Raw genomic sequence first — 16,307 nt, 5'->3', positions numbered from 1 at the left:
TTCCGGACGTTTCCCATGATCCAGTTCTCACTCAGATGCCCCAACGGACACCGCTTCGACAGCTGGTTCCAGTCCGCCGACGCCTACGACAAGCTGGCGGCCAGCGGCATGGTGTCCTGCGCGGTCTGCGGCGCCGAGGGGGTCGAGAAGGCCCCGATGGCGCCCGCCGTCGCCTCGGGCCGCGAGGCGCCGGAGCGTCCGCTGTCGCAGCCCCGCACCGCCGCCGAACAGGCGCTGGCCGAGCTGCGCCAGAAGATCGAGAGCCGGACCGAGGATGTCGGCCGCGACTTTGCCCGCGAGGCCCGCGCGATCCACGAGGGCGAGGCGCCGGAACGCGCCATCCGTGGCGAGGCCCGCGCCGAAGAGGCGCGCGCCCTGCTAGAGGACGGGGTGCCGGTCATGCCGCTGCCCTTCCTGAACACCCGCAAGTCGAACTGAAGGATCATCCCATGCACGTCGTCATCACCGGCGCCAGCCGCGGGGTCGGCGCGGCCCTGAAAGCCACCTACGAGGCCGCGGGCCACACCGTCACCGGCACCTCGCGCAGCGGCGCGGGCGGGCTGATCCAGGTCGAGATGACCGATCCCGACAGCATCCGCGGCCTGTCCGCCGCGATCGGCGACGCGCCGGTCGACCTGCTGATCTGCAACGCGGGCCTCTACCTCGACAAGGGAGAAACCTCGCTCGACACCGGCTACCCGGCCGCGATGTGGACCGAGCAGCTGGCCGTCAACGTCACCGCGCCCTTTCTCTGCGTGCAGGCGTTGTTGCCGAACCTGCGGGCGGCGGGCGGCAAGGTCGCGATCCTGTCGTCGCAGATGGGATCCTCGACGCTGGCCAAGGGCAACGCGCTGATCTACCGCGCCAGCAAGGCCGCCGCACTGAACCTCGGGCTGAACCTCGCGACCGCACTCAAGGGCGACGGGATCGCCGTCGGCATCTACCATCCCGGCTGGGTGCAAACGGACATGGGCGGCAGCAGCGCATCGATCACGCCGCAGGAGAGCGCCACCGGCCTCGCCGCCCGGTTCGCGGCGCTCGGCCCCGACACCACCGGCGTGTTCGAAACCTGGGACGGCCGGGCGCACGCGATCTGATCACGTGCTGCCGTCGCCGCAGGGGCCCGCGAATTTTTCCGCGCGCCCCGGGCAACCTTAATCCTTTGGCAGGGTTTCAGGCACAGGCTGATCGCACGGGGGCTTTCAGCAACTAGACGGTCATGAGCACATCAGTCTCTTCCGTTCCGACGTCCGACCTCGGCCTGTCGAGCCGGGTTTCGGCCATGCAGGCCACCAGCGCCCATGCGGCCAGCGTCGCCGCCGCCCGCCGCCCGATCCTGGTTTCGAGCATCAGCGGCCCGATGCCCGCCGGCGCCGATCCCATGTCTCTCTTCGACAGCCTGCTGGTCAGCGTCGACATCACCGGCCCGCGATTCCTGCGTTCCAGCCGTTATGCCTCGCAGATTTACAGCGAGATGCAGCGCCTGCTGATGCACATGACCTGACCGGTCAGACCGGGAACCGCGCCGCAAAGTCAGACCGCCCCCGGGCGGTAAGCTCAAGCACGCGCCCCTCGCCGCGCGTGATCCATCCCGTGTCCTCCATCCGGGTCAGCAGCGCCCGACCCAGCCCGCCGCCAAGGTGATAGCGCCGTGCGCTCCAGTCCAGGCAGTTGCGGCAGAGCGGTGCGCGCTTGCGTTCCAGCGGCGCAAGCTCGATCCCGAACGACTCGGCAAAGGCGCGTCCCGCGGCGGTGATCTCGAGCGCCTCGCCCCGGCTGCGGATCATGCCGCGCGCCATCAGGCTGTCGTAGACCTGCACGCCGAGATCGCCCGCCAGGTGGTTGTAGCAGACCCTCGCCGCACGCAGGGCGTTATCGCGGGGACCGGTGCGGGTGCGCAGGTGGCCGCTCTGCGCCGCCAGGCCGATCAGCGCCTCGAGCACCGCGCCAACCTCGTCCGAGGCCAGCGCCACGTACTTGTGCCGCCCCTGCCTGCGGGTGACGATCAGCCCGCCCTCGCTGAGCCGCGCGATGTGGGACGAGGCCGTCTGCGCCGTCACCCCCGCCTCGGCCGCCAGTTCGGCGGCGGTCAGGGCCTTGCCGCTCATCAGCGCGGTCAGGATGTTCGCCCGCGCCGGATCGCCGATCAGGGCGGCCACGCGCGAGATGTCGGGTCCGTCCTTCATCCTTCGACCTCCATCGAAGCAATTGCTACGGAAATCGGGATACACCCGCCCCATCAACCGATCAAGGAGTCCGACATGATCACCTGCGTCATCCGCTATCACATCGACCCGACCCGCCGGGACGCTTTTGAGATCTATGCCCGCACCTGGGCCGAGGCGATCCCCCGCTGCGGCGCGTCCCTCACCGGGTACTACGTTCCGCACGAGGGGTCGGCGACGCTGGCCTATGGCATCTACGACATCGCGTCTCTCGCCGCATATGAAGACTACAAGGCGCGGCTTGCCGCCGATCCTCAGGGGCGCGAGAATTTCGAATTCGCGCGGGCCGAACGCTTCATCACCCGCGAGGACCGGACATTCCTGAAGCGCATCGGAGGCCCCGCATGATCGCCGTCATCTTCGAAGTCACCCCCGCCGAGGGCCGCCGCGACGCCTACCTCGCCCGCGCCGCCGCCCTGCGCCCGCTGGTCGAGGAGACGCCGGGGTTCATATCCGTCGAACGTTTCCAGAGTCTGACCAACCCGGACAAGATGCTGTCGCTGTCGTTCTTCGAGGACGAGGCCGCGCTGGAGACCTGGCGCAGGACCGAGGAGCATCGCGCGGCGCAGGCCGCCGGGCGGGGCGGCATCTTCAGCGGCTACCGCCTGCGCATCGCCCACGTGCTGCGCGACTATGGCATGGACAACCGGGCCGAGGCGCCCGCCGACAGCAAGGCCGTGCATGACGCCTGAGCCCCGCGCGCGCGACTATGCGCTGTTGGCCCTGCTCGCCACCTTCTGGGGGTCGAGCTACCTGTTCCAGCGCGTGGCGGTGCCCGAGATCCCGCCGCTCACCCTCGTCGCGGGCCGGGTCACGGGGGGCGCGGTGCTGCTGCTGGCCGTGATGCTGGTCCGGGGTACCCGCATGCCCCGCGGCAGGGCAGTCTGGCGCGACCTGGCCGTGCAGTCGCTGCTCAACGCCTCGCTGGCCTGGGTGCTGTTGGCCTGGGGCCTGCAGCATGTCGATTCCGCGCTGGCGACGGTGCTGAACTCCACATCGCCGCTCTGGGTCTTTGTCTTTACCATGGTGCTGACCGGCGGGCGCGGCGCGGGATGGCCACACCTGCTGGGCACGCTGGCCGGGCTGTCGGGCGTGATCCTGATCGTCGGCCCCGCCGCCCTGGCGGGGCTTGGCGACCAGGTCGCGGGCCAGGTCGCCTGCGTGCTCGGCGCCATGCTCTACGGCGGCGCGGCGATCTGGGGGCGGCGGTTCGCCGGGTTGCCGCCGCTGGCGGTGGCGGCGGGCACCATGCTCTGCGCGGCGATCACGCTCTGGCCGCTGGCGTTCGTGGTCGAGGCGCCGCTCGGCCTTTCGCCCTCGGCCACGGCGCTGGCGGCCTGGGGCATCCTCGCGACGCTCTGCACCGGGGTGGCGCTGCTGCTCTACTTCCACCTGCTGGACCGCCTCGGCTCTCTCGGCACGTCGAGCCAGGCCTACCTGCGGCAGGGCGTGGGCGTGGCGCTTGGCATCCTCGTGCTCGGCGAACGGCCCGGAGTGATGGTCTTTGCGGGCGTGGCGCTCGCCATCCTCGGCGTGATCCTGGTGAACCGGCCGGTGAAGGCGACGCCGGTGACGCCCAGCGAATAGGCCGGGCGCGGGGCCCGGCCGCCGCGCCCGGTCGCCGCCCCTTTCCGTTCCGGACGCGGCATGTATTCATGCCGCGGAACGAACACGGAGGCAGATCATGCACATCGCGATCATCGGGCGCGGGCTCATCGGATCGGCGGCAGGGCGGCACCTGGCCAAGGCGGGGCACCGCGTCACGGTCATCGGGCCGGACGAACCCGCAGACCGCCGGGCGCACCGCGGTGTCTTTGCCAGCCACTACGACGAGGGGCGGATCACCCGCGGGCTCGACCCCTGGCCGTTCTGGAGCACCGTCAGCCGCGCCGCCATCGCCCGCTACCGCGAGATCGAGGCCGAAAGCGGCGTTTCGTTCTTCACCGAGGTCGGATCGCTGATGGCAGGGCCCGAAGGCTCGAAACTGATGAACCAGCTATTCGAGGTGCGCGACCGCGACGACATCGCCTGCGAGGTGCTGCGCGACGCCGAGCTGGCCGGGCGCTTCGGCTATTTCGATTTTCCGACCGGGACGGTCGCGCTCTTCGAGTCGCAGAATGCCGGCCATATCTCTCCCCGCCGCATGGTGCAGGCGCAGAGCGCGGCCGCCGAACGCGCCGGGGCGCGGCTGCTCCGCTGCGCGGCGACCGGGATCGACGAGGGACCCGCGGGCGTGACCATCGCGACCGAGGACGGGCCGGTGACGGCCGACCGGGTGCTGGTGGCGACGGGCGGGTTTTCCAACCTGCTGATGCAGGGTGCCCTCGACATCGAGGTCTATGCCCGCACCGTCGCGCTCTTTCGGCTGGAGGCGGACGAGGCGCAGCGCCTCGCCACGATGCCGACGCTGATCTACCAGGACGGCCAGGGCAACGATCCCTACCTGCTGCCGCCGATCCGCTACCCGGACGGGAACTGGTACCTCAAGCTGGGCGGCGATCCCGTGGACGTGCTGCTGGAGGGCGAGGCCATCGGCGACTGGTTCCGGACCGAGGGCAACCCCGAGGTCGGCGCGCAGCTGCACGACGACATCCGCGCCCGGATGCCGGGGCTGCGGATCGCGGACTGGCACACGATGCCCTGCGTGACGACCTATGCGCCCGACAACATCGCCACGCTCCGCCCCCTGTCGGACCGGGTCAGCGTCGCGGTCGCGGGTTGCGGGCGGGGCGCGAAGTGCTCGGACGAGCTGGGGCGGCTGGGGGCCGAGGTGGTGCTGGGCAATGCACTGCCCGACTGGGCCCACGAGGCGGCGGTGTGAGCGGACGGCTCTGGTACCTGAGCCATCCGCAGGTCGTGATCGACCCGGCGGTGCCGGTGACGGACTGGGGGCTGACCGAGGTCGGGCGCGCGCGGCTCGAGGCCTTCGCGGCGCGGGCGGACATCGGCACCGTCACCTCGATCTGGACCAGCAGCGAGGCCAAGGCACGGGAGACCGGGGCGGTCTTCGGCACGGCGCTCGGCCTGGACCCGGTGGCGGTCGAGGAGATGGGCGAGAACGACCGCAGCGCGAGCGGGTTCCTGCCGCCCGAGAGGTTCGAGGCGGCGGCGGACGCGTTCTTTGCGCACCCGGACGACAGCTTCCGCGGCTGGGAAACCGCCCGTGCCGCGCAGGCCCGGATCGTCGGCGCCGCCGCCAAGGCACTGGCCGGGGCGCCTGCGGGCGATGTCCTCTTCTGCGGGCATGGCGCGGTCGGGTCGCTGCTCTGGTGCCACCTCGCCGGGCAGCCGATCAGCCGCGACCACGACCAGCCGGGTGGCGGTGGCTGCCTCTGGACCGCGCCGCGGGCAGGCGGCGCGCCGGAGCATGGCTGGCGGCGGATCGAGGATTGCTGACGGCAGGCTGACAGCAGGGCCAGGGCATCATGGGACTTCCAGCAACAGGAGACCCCACGATGACACAGACCATGACCCTTGCCCTGACCACCCCCGCCGGCCCCGTCGCGGCTGGTGAGGCCGCCGCGATCCAATCCCGGATCGAGGCCACCGCCGCCGCCATGCAGGCCGGCGACCTGGACACCGTTTTGTCGGGCTACGTGCCCGGCGGGCTTGTCGAATTTGCCCCCGGCGCCGAAGCGCGCGGGACCGCGGCCTTGGCCGCCGGCTATGCCGAGTTCCTGGCCATGCAGCCGCGCATCACCTTCGACTGTCACAAGGTCCTTGTCGCCGGTGACCTGGCGCTGCACCTGGGCGCCTGGACCGTCGAGGGCACCGCCCCGGACGGCACCGCGATCCGCGACGGCGGATTCTCGGTGGTGGTGCTGCGCCGCGATCCGGACGGCGCGTGGCGGATCGTCATCGACGTGCCGCAGGCCACCGCCGGGTGACCCTCGCGGCGGCGGTCAGAGCGCCTTGCGTGCCTTGAGCGCCGCCGTGATCGTGCCGTCGTCGAGGTAGTCGAGCTCTCCCCCGATCGGCACGCCCTGCGCCAGCGAGGTGAGCGTCACACGACCGTCGAGCTGGTCGGCGATGTAATGCGCGGTCGTCTGGCCGTCGACGGTGGCATTGAGGGCCAGAATTACTTCGGTGATCCGTTCCTCCCCGATCCGGTCGACCAGCCGGGGGATCTTCAGCTCTTCCGGCCCGACCGCATCGAGCGCGGAGAGGGTGCCGCCGAGTACGTGGTAGCGGCCCTTGAAGACGCCGGACCGCTCCATCGCCCAGAGATCGCCGACATCCTCGACCACGCAGAGCTCGCCGTTGGCGCGCTTTTCGGATGTGCAGATGTCACAGAGATCGCCGGACCCGAGGTTGCCGCAGTTCACGCATTCCCGGACGTTCCGCGACACCCGCTCCAACAGCTCGGTCAGCGGGTGCAGGACGGTCGTCTTCTTTCGGATCATGTGCAGCACCGCGCGCCGCGCCGACCGGGGGCCGAGGCCCGGAAGGCGTGCCATCGTCTCGATCAGCGCGTCGATGTCGCGGTTGCTGCTCACCGGGAAATGCGCCTCAGAACGGGAACTTGATGTCCTTGGGCAGGCCCATGCTCTCGGTCAGGTTGTTCATTTCCTGCTGCGAGCGTTCCTGCGCGCGGGTCTGGGCGTCCTTGATCGCGGCGAGGATCAGGTCCTCAACCACTTCCTTTTCCTCGGGGTTGAAGATCGAGGGGTCGATGTCGAGGCCCTTGAGTTCGCCCTTGGCGGTGCAGGTGGCTTTCACCAGGCCGGCGCCCGAGGAGCCTTCGACCATGATGGTGTGCATCTCTTCCTGCAGGTCGGCCATCTTCTGCTGCAGGTCCTGTGCGGATTTCAGCATCTTGGCCATATCGCCCATGTTGCCGAGGCCTTTGAACATTGTCTTGCTCCTGTCTGTCTGGGATCGGCGGGGTGCCGGTTCATCTTGGGAAGGGACATGGCCGCGCGGGGCGGCACATGCAAGCGGGGATCAGTCTTCTTCGAAGGGATCCCATTCATCCTCGACCTCGGGCAGGGCATCGGCCTGCGCCTCGGCGGCGATTTCCTCGGGCGTGCGGACGGCTTCGATACGGGCCTTGGGAAAGGCGGAAAACACAGCCTGGACAAGAGGATGCGCAGCGGCCTCCTCTTTCAGGGCGCGGATCTTGGCATCCTTCACCTCGGCGATCGTCTCGGCCCCGCCCTCGTTCACCAGCGTGACGGCCCAGCGGTTGCCGGTCCAGAGCTGGAGGCGCTGGCCAAGCCGCTGCGCGAGGTCGGCGGGGGCGCGTTCGGTCGGCTGGAACTCGATCCGGCCGGGCTGGTAGGCGGCTAGGCGGAGGGTGGTCTCGATCTCGACCAGCAGCTTCACGTCGCGGTTGGCGCGGACCAGTTCGACCACGTGGTGGAAGGTCGGATAGCGCGCCAGAGCCTGGTCGACGGCGAGCGCCTGGGCCGTGCCGGCCCCACCGAACGCCACGTCGGTATCACGTCGGTATTGCGTCGGTATCGCGTCGGTGCGCGGCGCACCCTGCATTCCGCCGCCGTTAACCGGCGCGCCCGCAGAATAACCGGTCGCGCCGCCGTTGCCGCCGGGTGCGGGCATCCCGCCCCCCGGACCGCCGGGGCCCGGCGGCGGCGGGCTGTCCTGCAGACGGCGCAGCAGTTCCTCGGGCGCGGGCAGGTCGGCGACATGGGTCAGCCGGATGATCGCCATCTCGGCCGCCATCATCGCGTTCGGGGCCTGCGCGACCTCTTCCATCGCCTTCAGCAGCATCTGCCACATCCGGGTCAGCACCCGCATCGGCAGGCGGCTGGCCAGGTCCTGCCCCCGGGTGCGTTCGTCGGGCCCGATGGTCGGATCCTCGGCGGCGTCCGGGGTGATCTGCACGACCGAGATCCAGTGCGTGATCTCGGCCAGGTCGCGCAGCACCGCCATCGGGTCGGCACCGTCGGCGTATTGCGCCGACATCTCGCCCAGGGCGGCGGCGGCATCGCCGCGCATCACCATCTCGAAGAGGTCGAGGACACGGCCCCGGTCGGCGAGGCCCAGCATGGCGCGAACCTGCTCGGCCCCCGTTTCCCCTGCCCCGTGGCTGATCGCCTGGTCGAGGAGCGAGGTCGCGTCGCGCGCCGACCCCTCGGCCGCGCGGGTGATGAGGCTGAGCGCCTCGTCGGTGATCTGCGCCTCTTCGCGGTCAGCGATCTTGCGCAGGAGGGTCAGCATCACCTCGGGTTCGATCCGGCGCAGGTCGAAGCGCTGGCAGCGCGACAGCACCGTCACCGGGACCTTGCGGATCTCGGTGGTGGCAAAGATGAACTTCACATGCGCCGGCGGTTCCTCGAGCGTCTTGAGCAGCGCGTTGAACGCGCTGGTCGAGAGCATGTGCACCTCATCGATGATGTAGATCTTGTAGCGCGCCGAAGCCGCCCGGTAGTGGACGCTATCGATGATCTCGCGGATGTCGTTGACGCTGGTGTTCGAGGCCGCGTCCATTTCCAGCACGTCGACATGGCGGCCTTCCATGATCGCCTTGCAGTGTTCGCACTGCCCGCAGGGTTCGGTGGTGGGTCCGCCTTCGCCGTCCGGGCCGATGCAGTTCATGCCCTTGGCGATGATCCGCGCGGTCGTCGTCTTCCCGGTGCCGCGGATGCCGGTCATGATGAAGGCCTGCGCGATCCGGTCCGCCTGGAAGGCGTTCTTGAGGGTGCGCACCATGGCGTCCTGGCCGACGAGATCGGCAAAGGTTTCCGGCCGGTATTTCCGGGCCAGCACCTGGTAGGCGGGCTTTTCGGCTGCGGTCATGAAGTCCCCTGGTGGTTCCGGGGGAGACTAATGGCCGGGGGCGGAGTTGTCCAGCAGGGAAGCCGGGGAACGGGGGGCCTTGCCCCCCTGCCCGCGACGGGCAGAGGGGCGGGCAGCGGCGGTTACTCCCCCGCGACCTCGAGCATGATCTTTCCGATATGGGCCGAGCTTTCCATCCGGGCATGCGCCTCGGCCGCCTTGTCGAAGGGATAGGTGCTGTCCATCACCGGCGCGATGCCGGAGGTGCCCAGTTTCGGCCAGACCACGGTGCGCAATTGCTCGGCGATCTCGGCCTTGGCCTGGTCGCTCTGCGGGCGCAAGGTCGAGCCGGTGATCGTCAGGCGTTTGACCATGACGAGGGCAAAATTGACCTCGGCCTTGGGACCCTGGAGGAAGGCGATGTGGACCATCCGCCCATCGAGGGCCAGCGCGTTGATGTTGCGCGGGATGTAGTCGCCGCCCACCATGTCGAGGATCAGGTCCATGCCGCCCTCGTCCTTGAGCGCCTTCACGAAATCCTCGTCGCGGTAGTTGATCGCCCGCTCGGCCCCGAGGTCGAGGCAGGCCTGGCATTTCTCGGCCGATCCGGCGGTGGTGAAGACCCGCGCGCCGAAGGCCTTTGCCAGCTGGATCGCGACCGTGCCGATGCCGGAGGACCCGCCGTGGACCAGGAATTTCTCGCCCGCCTTGAGCCCGCCGCGCATGAAGACGTTGGACCACACGGTGTAGAAGGTTTCCGGCAGCGCCGCGGCCTGCAGCATGCTGAAGCCCTCGGGCACGGGCAGGCAGTGTGCGGCGGGCGTGGTGACGTATTCGGCATAGCCGCCGCCGGGCAGGAGGGCGCAGACGCGGTCGCCCTCTTTCCAGTCCGTGACGCCCGGGCCAACCGCCGCGATGGTGCCCGAGGCCTCGAGCCCCGGCAGGTCGCTGGCGCCCGGGGGCGGGTCGTAGGCCCCCGCGCGCTGCAGGGCATCGGGGCGGTTCACGCCGGCATAGGCCACGCGGATCAGCACCTCTCCTGCCCTGGGCTGCGGCATCGGGCGGGTGCAGGGGGTCAGCACCTCGGGCCCGCCGGGTTTGGAAATCTCGATCGCGCGCATCGTCTCGGACATGGGATCCTCCTTGGGTTCGGGCGGACTATCGGGGCCGCGGCGGGGATTGTCCATCAGGCCGGGTGCGCGTCCAGGTGACGGGCGGCGGCGGCCCCGGCGTGGCGTCCGGTCGCGAGGCAGGCGGTCAGTAGGTAGCCGCCGGTCGGGGCCTCCCAGTCCAGCATCTCTCCGGCGGCGAAGGTGCCGGGCTGGTCGGTGAGCATCAGGTCGGCATCCAGCGCAGCGAAGTGCAGGCCGCCGGCGGTCGAGATCGCGGTTTCGATCGGCGCGAGGCCCGCGACGGGGACCGGCAGGGCCTTGAGGTGCGGGGCAAGGTCGTCGGGCAGCGGTCGGCCCCATTCCATGATCAGCGCCCGGCTGGCCGAGGACAGGTTCAGCCGGCGGCGCAGGTGGTTGGCGAGGCTGTCGCCGCGCCGCCGCTTGGTCAGCCGCTGGCGGAGGGTGTCCGCGTCGAGATCGGGGAAGAGATCGAGCGTCAGCGGTGCGCCCGCGCGGATCGCGGGGGTCAGCGGGTAGAGCCCGCCGCCTTCGAGGCCACGGGCCGAGAGGACCGCCTCTCCGCGCGATGTCTGGTCGCCCGCGCGGAAGGCCACGCCCTTGAGCGGGGTGCCGAAATGCGGCTGCATGTGGTCGGACCAGTCGATGCGGAGGGCGGCGTTCGAAGGCTGGAACGGGGCGAGCATTGTGGGTGGGAGTGCAAGGGTCCAGCTGCCGTCGGAGCCGAGGCGGGGCCAGCTAGCGCCGCCGAGGGCGAGGATCGTGGCGCGGGGGCGCAGGCGGCGGGGGCCGTCGGGCGTGTCGAAAAGGGCGAGGTCGCCGTCCCACCCGGTCCAGCGCCAGCGGGTGCGGGTCGTGACGCCGAGGCCCGCCAGCCGGGCGAGCCAGGCCCGCAGGAGCGGAGAGGCCTTCATCGCCTTCGGGAACACCCGCCCGGTGGAGCCGGTGAAGAGCGGCTGGCCAAGCGCCTCGGCCCAGGCCATCGCCTGTTCCGCTCCGAAGGCGTCGAGGGCGGGGGCCAGCGGGGGCAGATCCGTGCCATAGGCGGCGCGAAAAGCCTCGGCCGGTTCGTTCTTGGTCAGGTTCAGCCCGGACTTGCCCGCCATCAGAAGCTTGCGGCCGAGGGTCGGCATCCGCTCGGCGATGACCGGGGCGTGACCGGCGCGGGCGAGGGTTTCCGCCGCCATCAGCCCGGCGGGGCCGCCGCCGATCACCAGGGCGTCGAGGTCTTCGGGCGTCTGCACGGCTTGCCTTTCGCTGGTCCTGCCGCACTGTCTAAGCCGGTGCGGCAAGGAGAGACAAGTGAGCGACCCGATCTGCCCGCTCTGCCTGCGCCCGATCCCGCCCGGGGCACGGCAGAGCCTGCACCACCTCGTGCCGAAGCTGAAGGGCGGCAAGGGCGGGCCAACCGTGCTGCTGCACCAGATCTGCCACAACGAGATCCACGCGACGCTGACCGAGGCGGAACTGGCACGAGAGTTCGACACGGTGGAAAAGCTCAGGGCGCATCCCCGGATCGCCGGGTTCGTGGCCTGGGTGGGCAAGCGGCCGCCCGGGTTTCATTCGAAGACGCCGGGCGGGCGGCGGAAGCGGCGGTGAGGTTTGGTGGCTCGCTCGTCCCGCTCAGTCGATCGCGCCGAAGCGGGCGTTCTGCGCGGTGCAGTCGCGGATCACGTCGGCCCCGCAGCGCCGCGGCTCGAGCTCCCGCGTCAGGCAGATCCGCACCTCCTGGATCGCGCCGTCGCGGCAGGTGACGGTCAGCATGTCGGCGGCGAGCGCCGGGTTCACCTCGAGAAACGCTTCCTCCACCACGCGCGCCGGCAAGGTCACGTCCTGCTCCAGCGCGCGGAAGACCGGCGGGCGGGTCACGGCGTCATAGGCCCGGCGGGCGGTGCGGAAGTAGTCCGCGGCCTCAAGCCCGGAGCAGCGGCCATGCTTTTTCCACTGGTACCAGGCCGCGCCGCCCGTCCCCATGATGTCGGCCATCTCGCCCGTCATCCGGCGCGAGGGGTCGCGGGCGCGGGTGCTGCAATAGCTGGGATAGCCGCGTTCGTCCTGCGGCCAGAGGCCGTGCAGCACCCAGCCCAGGTCGCGGCCCGGATCGCATTGTTCGCTGTCGCGGGCGCGGCCGGTCAGGTCACACCAGTTGGGCGACCAGGACAGCGCCAGGAGGTAGTAGTCGAAGTCGCCCGCCCGCTCTCCTTCGGCCCGGAGCGGGGCCGAAAGGGCGAGTATCAAGAGAATCTGAACGATCCATGGACGCATTCGGGGCTTCCCATCGAGGTTTTCGGCGACTATATAGCCGCCAAGTTCCCCGACAACGGAAACCCGCACCGAAAGTCCGGTGCCGCCCCTCACCGGGCGCCGGGGAAGATTTGTTTGGCGCATAGTTTCGAAGGAGTGCCGAGATGAGCAAACCGATCATGGCCAAGGCGACCGCCGTCTGGCTGGTGGACAACACCACCATGACCTTCAAGCAGATTGCCGATTTCACCGGTATGCACGAGCTCGAGGTCCAGGGCATCGCGGACGGCGACGTGGCCGCCGGCGTGAAGGGGTTCGACCCGATCGCCAACAACCAGCTGACCCAGGACGAGATCGACACGGCCGAGAAGAACCCGCTTCACAAGCTGAAGCTGAAGTTCAACGCCGCCGCCGTCGGCGAGGAAAAGCGCCGTGGCCCGCGCTATACGCCGCTCTCGAAGCGTCAGGACCGCCCGAACGCGATCCTGTGGCTGGTGAAGTTCCACCCGGAGCTGTCGGACGGCCAGATCTCGAAACTGGTGGGCACCACCAAGCCGACGATCCAGTCGATCCGCGAGCGGACCCACTGGAACATCGCCAACATGCAGCCGATCGACCCCGTCGCGCTTGGCCTCTGCAAGCAGACCGAGCTGGACGCCGCCGTGCAGAAGGCCGCGTCGAAGCGCGCCGCCGAGGGTGCCGCGATGACCGACGACGAGCGCCGCAAGCTGCTGTCGACCGAGCAGAGCCTCGGCATGGACACCGAGCCGCGGATCCCCACGGCGATCGAGGGGCTCGAGACCTTCTCGTTCAGCGACGATGACGACGACGAGAAAGAGAATGCCGGCGATTTCTCGGATGCCGACAGCTTCTTCAACCTGCCCGGCGGGTCGGATGACGACGAGGACGAGGACGACGACGATCCGCGCCGCTGATCCGGCACAGGTCGCGTGAGTGTTTCAGGGCCGCCCCGAGGGGCGGCCTTTTTCATGGCAGCACCTCGGCGGCGAGGCGCGCGATCTCGGCCCCGGCATTGGCGGCGCGGTAGAGCGGGCGCGGCGGATGCGCCGCGGCGTCGAGGTGGCGGTCGAGCCATCGGCCCGCGTGCAGCTGCTTGAGCGAGAGCGACAGGGCGCGGTCGGTGATCGGCGCCAGCTCTCCCCTGATCTCGCCGAAGAAGCGCGGGTGCTGGCAGACCGCGAGGATCGGCACCGTCCAGCTGCGCCGGAGGAGCGGAGCCTGTCCGCCGCCCTCCGCCGCCCCGAGGATCGCGGCCGCCAGCCCGGCCATGCGCGCGCCCTCGACCGTCAGCCGGATCTCGGGGCGCAGCGGGTGACCGTGGCCGGGGTTGCGTTCGACCAGCCCCAGCCCGACCAGGTGATCGAGGCTTTGCCGGAAGGCCGCCCGCCCCGCCCCGGTCGCCGCGATCAGCGGGGCCTGCCGCCCCGGCGTCCCGGTTCCGAGCGCGGCCAGGATCGGCAGCGCCCAGGCCCGCGCGGTGAGCTTGACAAGATCGTCCTTGGTCATAAAGTATAGTTAATATATTTTTTATCGAAAGGGAATTCCCATGGCGATCGTGGCCCTGGAAAAGACGATTACCCTGGCCCTGTCGGTGCGTGACCGGCATGCCAGTGCGACATGGTACGGCGACATGCTGGGGTTCGCGCTGCTCTATCACGCCGACGAGGCGGGCTGGAGCGAGGTGCAGACCCTGACCGAGGGCGTCACCCTCGGCTTTGGCGAACAGGCCGAGCCCGCGCCGGGCAACACCGTCCCGGTTTTTGGCGTGGCCGACATCGCGAGCGCCCGGGCGGCGCTGGAAAACGCCGGCGTGCGGTTCGATGGCGCGACCGAGGTGATCGAGGGGATGGTGGCGACGGCGACCTTCTACGACCCCGACGACAACGCGCTGATGCTGGCGCAGGACCTGACCGGCGGGGCATAGGGGCCGAACGGGGCCACCAGAGCAGAAAGGGGCGCCGAACGGCGCCCCTTCCGATCGAGGTGTCCGGGACCTCAGCCAGCCTGGCCGGACGGCAGGATCACGCGGTCGATCACGTGGACCACGCCGTTCGACTGGTCGACATCGGCGGTCGTCACGGTGGCGACGCGACCGTTCTCGTCCTTCAACTTCAGCTCGCCGCCCTCCATGTAGGCCTGCAGCTCACAGCCGCCGACCGTGGGCACGACATGCATGCCGCCATCGTCCTTGATCATCCCGGCGATGTCGGTCGAAAACGCCTCGGTCGCGACGACGTGGCAGCCGAGGATCTGCTGCAGCTGGGCCACGTTCTTCTCTTCGAGCAGGGCGTTCAGGGACGCTTCGGAGATCATGCCGAAGGCGTCGTTGGTGGGCGCGAAGACGGTGAAGGGGCCATCGCCCATCAGGGTTTCGGCCATGCCGGCGGCCGTCACGGCCGAGACCAGCGTGGTCAGGTTCGGCGCGGCGGATGCGTTTTCGGCGATGGTCTTGTCGGCCAACATCGGCGCGCCGCCGACGGTGGGGTTTTCGGCCAGTGCGGCGCCGGCGGTCAGGGCAAACGCGGCGAGGGTGGCGGTGGTCTTGAACATGGAAACTACTCCTCCAACAAGGGCGGGCCTGAGTGCCCGTCCGATGCCAGAGCTACGGGGCGGTCGGCGAAGTGGTTTCAAAATACTTGCCGGGCGCCGCCGCGAATTCGGTGGCTCACCAGTATGTTACCGCATCAGATCCGGCAGATCGCCGGTCAGGCCGGCGGCCTCGCGGATGAAGCCGCGGCGCAGGCGGGGCAGCGCGTTGATCATGCCCATGCCCAAGTCGCGGCCCGCGCGCAGGATGGGATTGTCGTTCGAAAACAGACGGTTGCTCATGTCCGTCGCGAAGGCGAGGCTGGCGGTGTCAAAGCGGCGCCACTGCTGGTAACGGCCGAGGACGTCGGCGGCGCCGATGTCCTCTCCGCGATGCGCGGCCTCGGTCACGACCTGCGCCAGGGCGGCGACGTCGCGCAGCCCTGCGTTCAGCCCCTGCCCCGCGATCGGGTGCAGACCGTGGGCCGCGTCGCCGACCAGGGCGATGCGCTCGGCGATGAAGCTCTGCGCGAGGCTGAGGCCGAGCGGATAGGAGAACCGCCTGCCTTCCAGCCCGATGGCGCCGAGGAAATCGCCGAAGCGCGGGCGCAGCGCGGCGAGGAAGTCGGCGTCGGACAGCGACATGAAGGCGCGCGCGGTCTCGGCCGTCTCGCTCCAGACGATGGAGGAGCGGTTGCCGGGCAGCGGCAGGATGGCGAGGGGGCCGGGCGGCATGAAGAACTGGTGCGCGATGCCGTGGTGCGGTTTCTCGTGCGCAATGGCACAGACCAGCGCGGTCTGGCCGTAGCCCCAGGCGGTGCGCTTGATCCCGGCGCGGGCGGCGGTGCCGCTGGTCCGCCCGTCGCAGCCGATGGCGAGGCGGCCCGACAGCACCTCGCCCGAGGCGAGCGTCAGGTGGATGCCGGTGGCGTCGGTCGACTGGGCCACGACCGTGTCGCCCGCCCGGTGGGTGATGCGCGGTTCCGCCGCCATCGCGTCGAGAAAGGCGCGGCGCAGGAAGCGGTCCTCGAGCATGTGGCCCATCGGGCCTTCCTCGATCTCGGCATGGTCGAAATGCAGGCCGAAATGGCCGCCGCCCTGCCCCGCGTGACCATCCGAGACCTTGATCTCGAGCATCGGCTGGGCGTGCTCCGCGACCGCCTGCCAGACGCCGATGTTGCGCAGCAGGCGGGTGGAGGCGAGCGCCAGCGCATAGGCGCGGCCGTCGAATTCCGGCGCCTCGTGGGTTTCCAGCGGCAGGGCGTCGATCACGGTGACAGAAAATCCGGCCTGCGCGAGGCCGAGGGCCAGCGCCGGGCCGTTCAGCCCGCCGCCCACGATCAGGATCTCTTTGGGCAGGATATCATCGGGTCCGGCCATCGTCGCCTCCGCGTGTCGTTCAAGGGGGAATATGCCGCCGGGC

The 16,307-nt window shown here is 70.0% G+C and carries 22 protein-coding genes; 12 read left to right on the top strand and 10 right to left on the bottom strand.

Annotated features, from left to right (window positions below; all coding sequences use genetic code 11):
- Positions 1-15 precede the first annotated feature (15 nt).
- The 3 genes from ACE2AC_RS17650 (at position 16) to ACE2AC_RS17640 (ending at position 1,504) form a co-directional block, all read left to right on the top strand.
- Entirely contained in the window at positions 16-438 is a 423-nt protein-coding gene (locus ACE2AC_RS17650) for a DUF1178 family protein (RefSeq protein ID WP_375688756.1), read from the top strand.
- 11 nt (positions 439-449) lie between these two features.
- Positions 450-1,097 (top strand): SDR family NAD(P)-dependent oxidoreductase, encoded by a 648-nt coding sequence (locus tag ACE2AC_RS17645; RefSeq protein ID WP_375688754.1) that lies wholly within the window; start codon positions 450-452, stop codon positions 1,095-1,097.
- A gap of 122 nt (positions 1,098-1,219) precedes the next feature.
- Complete coding sequence (locus tag ACE2AC_RS17640; RefSeq protein WP_375688753.1) at positions 1,220-1,504, top strand: hypothetical protein; 285 nt, start codon at positions 1,220-1,222, stop codon at positions 1,502-1,504.
- Positions 1,505-1,508: 4 nt separating this feature from the next.
- Here ACE2AC_RS17640 and ACE2AC_RS17635 read toward each other — a convergent pair whose 3' ends face one another.
- On the bottom strand, positions 1,509-2,186 hold the full coding sequence (locus ACE2AC_RS17635; protein WP_375688751.1) for an ArsR/SmtB family transcription factor: 678 nt from the start codon (positions 2,184-2,186) through the stop codon (positions 1,509-1,511).
- Positions 2,187-2,261: 75 nt separating this feature from the next.
- On the opposite strand from ACE2AC_RS17635, the gene ACE2AC_RS17630 reads away from it, so the two are divergent.
- The 6 genes from ACE2AC_RS17630 (at position 2,262) to ACE2AC_RS17605 (ending at position 6,112) form a co-directional block, all read left to right on the top strand.
- Positions 2,262-2,573, top strand: a complete 312-nt coding sequence (locus tag ACE2AC_RS17630) for an NIPSNAP family protein (RefSeq protein ID WP_375688750.1) — start codon at positions 2,262-2,264, stop codon at positions 2,571-2,573.
- Entirely contained in the window at positions 2,570-2,917 is a 348-nt protein-coding gene (locus tag ACE2AC_RS17625; RefSeq protein WP_375688748.1) for an antibiotic biosynthesis monooxygenase family protein, read from the top strand. The genes ACE2AC_RS17630 and ACE2AC_RS17625 overlap by 4 nt, the downstream gene beginning before the upstream one ends.
- A complete protein-coding gene (locus tag ACE2AC_RS17620; protein ID WP_375688746.1) occupies positions 2,907-3,812 on the top strand; it encodes a DMT family transporter in 906 nt (301 codons plus the stop codon). The genes ACE2AC_RS17625 and ACE2AC_RS17620 overlap by 11 nt, the downstream gene beginning before the upstream one ends.
- A gap of 97 nt (positions 3,813-3,909) precedes the next feature.
- Positions 3,910-5,046, top strand: a complete 1,137-nt coding sequence (locus ACE2AC_RS17615; protein ID WP_375688744.1) for an NAD(P)/FAD-dependent oxidoreductase — start codon at positions 3,910-3,912, stop codon at positions 5,044-5,046.
- Positions 5,043-5,621, top strand: coding sequence for a histidine phosphatase family protein (locus tag ACE2AC_RS17610; protein WP_375688742.1), 579 nt, complete (start codon positions 5,043-5,045; stop codon positions 5,619-5,621). Before ACE2AC_RS17615 ends, ACE2AC_RS17610 begins: the two co-directional genes overlap by 4 nt.
- Positions 5,622-5,680: 59 nt before the next feature.
- Positions 5,681-6,112 carry a YybH family protein gene (locus ACE2AC_RS17605; RefSeq protein ID WP_375688741.1) on the top strand — a complete coding sequence of 144 codons (432 nt, stop codon included), beginning with the start codon at positions 5,681-5,683 and terminating at the stop codon, positions 6,110-6,112.
- 15 nt (positions 6,113-6,127) lie between these two features.
- On the opposite strand, the gene recR is transcribed toward ACE2AC_RS17605, so the two are convergent.
- The 5 genes from recR to ACE2AC_RS17580 form a co-directional block, all read right to left on the bottom strand.
- A complete protein-coding gene (recR, locus tag ACE2AC_RS17600; protein WP_375688739.1) occupies positions 6,128-6,721 on the bottom strand; it encodes a recombination mediator RecR in 594 nt (197 codons plus the stop codon).
- 13 nt (positions 6,722-6,734) lie between these two features.
- Positions 6,735-7,079 carry a YbaB/EbfC family nucleoid-associated protein gene (locus ACE2AC_RS17595; RefSeq protein ID WP_375688737.1) on the bottom strand — a complete coding sequence of 115 codons (345 nt, stop codon included), beginning with the start codon at positions 7,077-7,079 and terminating at the stop codon, positions 6,735-6,737.
- Positions 7,080-7,169: 90 nt separating this feature from the next.
- On the bottom strand, positions 7,170-8,984 hold the full coding sequence (locus ACE2AC_RS17590) for a DNA polymerase III subunit gamma/tau (RefSeq protein ID WP_375688735.1): 1,815 nt from the start codon (positions 8,982-8,984) through the stop codon (positions 7,170-7,172).
- A 122-nt stretch (positions 8,985-9,106) separates the two neighbouring features.
- The gene (locus ACE2AC_RS17585) at positions 9,107-10,096 is read right to left on the bottom strand and encodes an NAD(P)H-quinone oxidoreductase (RefSeq protein WP_375688733.1); all 990 of its coding nucleotides are present in this window, start codon (positions 10,094-10,096) and stop codon (positions 9,107-9,109) included.
- A 53-nt stretch (positions 10,097-10,149) separates the two neighbouring features.
- Complete coding sequence (locus ACE2AC_RS17580; RefSeq protein WP_375688732.1) at positions 10,150-11,337, bottom strand: TIGR03862 family flavoprotein; 1,188 nt, start codon at positions 11,335-11,337, stop codon at positions 10,150-10,152.
- A gap of 58 nt (positions 11,338-11,395) precedes the next feature.
- Between ACE2AC_RS17580 and ACE2AC_RS17575 the strand changes: the two genes are divergently transcribed.
- Entirely contained in the window at positions 11,396-11,692 is a 297-nt protein-coding gene (locus ACE2AC_RS17575) for an HNH endonuclease (protein WP_375688730.1), read from the top strand.
- A 24-nt stretch (positions 11,693-11,716) separates the two neighbouring features.
- Here ACE2AC_RS17575 and ACE2AC_RS17570 read toward each other — a convergent pair whose 3' ends face one another.
- Entirely contained in the window at positions 11,717-12,358 is a 642-nt protein-coding gene (locus ACE2AC_RS17570; protein WP_375688728.1) for a ribonuclease T, read from the bottom strand.
- Positions 12,359-12,501: 143 nt separating this feature from the next.
- Between ACE2AC_RS17570 and ACE2AC_RS17565 the strand changes: the two genes are divergently transcribed.
- Entirely contained in the window at positions 12,502-13,272 is a 771-nt protein-coding gene (locus ACE2AC_RS17565; RefSeq protein WP_375688726.1) for a DUF1013 domain-containing protein, read from the top strand.
- A gap of 52 nt (positions 13,273-13,324) precedes the next feature.
- On the opposite strand, the gene ACE2AC_RS17560 is transcribed toward ACE2AC_RS17565, so the two are convergent.
- Positions 13,325-13,864 (bottom strand): winged helix-turn-helix transcriptional regulator, encoded by a 540-nt coding sequence (locus ACE2AC_RS17560; RefSeq protein WP_375688725.1) that lies wholly within the window; start codon positions 13,862-13,864, stop codon positions 13,325-13,327.
- A 40-nt stretch (positions 13,865-13,904) separates the two neighbouring features.
- Between ACE2AC_RS17560 and ACE2AC_RS17555 the strand changes: the two genes are divergently transcribed.
- On the top strand, positions 13,905-14,282 hold the full coding sequence (locus ACE2AC_RS17555; protein WP_375688723.1) for a VOC family protein: 378 nt from the start codon (positions 13,905-13,907) through the stop codon (positions 14,280-14,282).
- Positions 14,283-14,353: 71 nt separating this feature from the next.
- Here ACE2AC_RS17555 and ACE2AC_RS17550 read toward each other — a convergent pair whose 3' ends face one another.
- A complete protein-coding gene (locus ACE2AC_RS17550) occupies positions 14,354-14,908 on the bottom strand; it encodes a fasciclin domain-containing protein (protein WP_375688721.1) in 555 nt (184 codons plus the stop codon).
- 126 nt (positions 14,909-15,034) lie between these two features.
- The gene (locus ACE2AC_RS17545; RefSeq protein WP_375688720.1) at positions 15,035-16,264 is read right to left on the bottom strand and encodes a UbiH/UbiF/VisC/COQ6 family ubiquinone biosynthesis hydroxylase; all 1,230 of its coding nucleotides are present in this window, start codon (positions 16,262-16,264) and stop codon (positions 15,035-15,037) included.
- Between the last annotated feature and the right edge of the window lie 43 nt (positions 16,265-16,307).

The sequence above is a fragment of the Pseudooceanicola sp. LIPI14-2-Ac024 genome (assembly GCF_042188925.1).
In the GTDB taxonomy this organism is placed as follows: Bacteria; Pseudomonadota; Alphaproteobacteria; order Rhodobacterales; family Rhodobacteraceae; genus Pseudooceanicola.
This window is presented reverse-complemented; position numbering and strand designations above follow the sequence as displayed.